Source organism: Desulfobulbus rhabdoformis (assembly GCF_016919065.1).
Classification (GTDB): domain Bacteria; phylum Desulfobacterota; class Desulfobulbia; order Desulfobulbales; family Desulfobulbaceae; genus Desulfobulbus; species Desulfobulbus rhabdoformis.
Genome location: NZ_JAFFQA010000107.1, coordinates 1 through 2,033, shown reverse-complemented (window position 1 = coordinate 2,033; position 2,033 = coordinate 1). Strand labels below are relative to the sequence as shown.

2 protein-coding genes are annotated in these 2,033 nt (G+C 54.8%); one reads left to right on the top strand and one right to left on the bottom strand.

Annotation, left to right across the window (positions count from 1 at the left end; all coding sequences use genetic code 11):
• Nucleotides 1–137 precede the first annotated feature (137 nt).
• Entirely contained in the window at nt 138–1,523 is a 1,386-nt protein-coding gene (gene ltrA, locus JWJ90_RS22535; RefSeq protein WP_205229466.1) for a group II intron reverse transcriptase/maturase, read from the bottom strand.
• A gap of 213 nt (nt 1,524–1,736) precedes the next feature.
• Here ltrA and JWJ90_RS22530 point away from each other — a divergent pair.
• On the top strand, nt 1,737–2,033 hold a 297-nt coding region (locus JWJ90_RS22530; RefSeq protein WP_205229465.1), incomplete at its 3' end, for a hypothetical protein.

The window sequence follows — 2,033 nt, the reverse complement described above, 5'->3', positions numbered from 1 at the left end:
GTGTAGAGTAGAGCGCTGATTATTACCAAGAACCAACGATTATGTTTCGCCGCACGCGGCTACTCCATATCAGAAGATCTCCTGGTGACATCAGCGCCCCCTCGTCGAACCGGACGTGCGGTTTTCCCGCATCCGGCTCACCGATGATCTCTTGCCAAAGGCATTCGCAAGGAGTTGAAGGCTCTTTCATGCAAGTAAACCAGCCCATTGGACCGCAACGCCTGATACAGCGAAGGACCGTCAAGATGCTGGCAACGCCGTTGGCTCCTCGTCCTGACAAAGCGACGAAACCGTGTCTGCACGTACCAGTCAATCTTCTTGAAAGCAAGCCGAGGATAACCAAAGGCAAAATAGTTTCCCCAACCAAGCAGGAAGCGGTTGACGTTACCAATCACTTCCTGCACCGGAGCCGTTATCCTTCGTATGGTCATATCATGGATCCTGGCGCGCGCCCGTTTCAGGCTTTTCGCCGAGGGAACCACATTCAAATACCGACCGGTTCCGTGCAGACTACGATCAAACCGGAAGGTAAAACCAAGGAAGTCAAAACTTTCTCCTGCTTTTCTTAGATCAACCACTTTCGTTTTGTCTCGATTCAAGATCAGGTCAAGGCTTTCCAAGGTCGTCTTCACAAATCCATGAATTTGAGGACCAATGTAACGAGCCATGATTACCCAGTCATCTGCGTAGCGCACAAGCCGTGCGTTGGCAAAGGAACGGGGTCCTTCTGGAGCGTGGAAACGTTTGTCAAATTCATGGAGAAAGAGATTCGCCAACAGGGGGGATATAACTCCTCCCTGTGGCGTCCCTTTACGGGAACGGCTGACCTTGCGGCCACCAGTGCCGTCTTCTTCCACGATTTCACTTTCCAGCCACATCCTGATCAACTTCAACACGGATCGATCCGCTATGCGACGCTCAACACACTGCATCAGCTTGTTGTGGTCTATCGTGTCAAAATAGCTGCTCAAATCCGCGTCCAGGACTGCACAAAAGCCAGCTTTGAGCGTCCGTTGAATCTCACCAACGGCGTCATGAGCCTTACGGCCCGGTCGGAATCCGTACGAACAGTCCTCGAAGTCTGCCTCAAAAATTGGCTCAAGGATCAGCAACACCGCCTGTTGCACAACCCGGTCCTTGACGGTCGGGATGCCAAGCGGCCGCATCTTCCCATTTGCCTTCGGGATATACACCCGTTTTACAGCCATGGGCCGGTAGGTCTTGCCCTGCAGTTCCCGCTGTATTGTATCCAGCAGGCCGGACACTCCTCCCGTACCTTCCTTGATGGATTGCAGACTCACTCCATCCACCCCGGCTGCGCCACGGTTAGCATACACCCTATTCCAGGCACTTTGCAGCACATCCGGGCGATATACCCGGTCGTACAGAGCATAGAATCGAAACTCCGGTTCTTGCTTGGCCTTATGGCCCAGTTTCTTTCGCAGAAGAGAGACTTTCGGGCTCAGGCCAAAATCCGCCCTTGCCTTCTTTTCCGTAGTGGGAGCAATTGCATGGTACTCCAAGCGGGACTTCCTCCATTGATAGAAACACGATCAAAGTCCTGCCCCTTCGCTCCACGGGAGTTACCCCGCTTCTTCACTACTATGGGCAGGTCCGACTCCCGGCCGGGTCTGCAAAGCAGGTTATGTATTCCCTGCCTGCATTTGAACTCAGGCTACTTGCCGCCCTGTCCGACCCGCCGGGTCTCCCAGGTTCCCTGGCGATCCTTTGAGTACATGCCGCCTCCAAACACCCCGGACGACAAGGCACGAGGCTCCTGTTCTCCTCCCGTGCCGATTGCAGGCTTCCCCTTTCAGTTGGAGGGTCGCCGCCGCCACTCCTGTAACGAGGCCGAATCGAGTTCACTAAAGTTACGGCCTGCACTCTATCTGACCTTACGGCCTTTTCCGGTTCTGCTTGACGATTCGGGTTGCCCCTACACGCCGAACCGGCGATTTCGCGGTGAACAGGCAATTACCGCGGGTGGCATCGCAGCCACCAGGACAGCCAGAGCTTTGCCTGGCGCACAACCG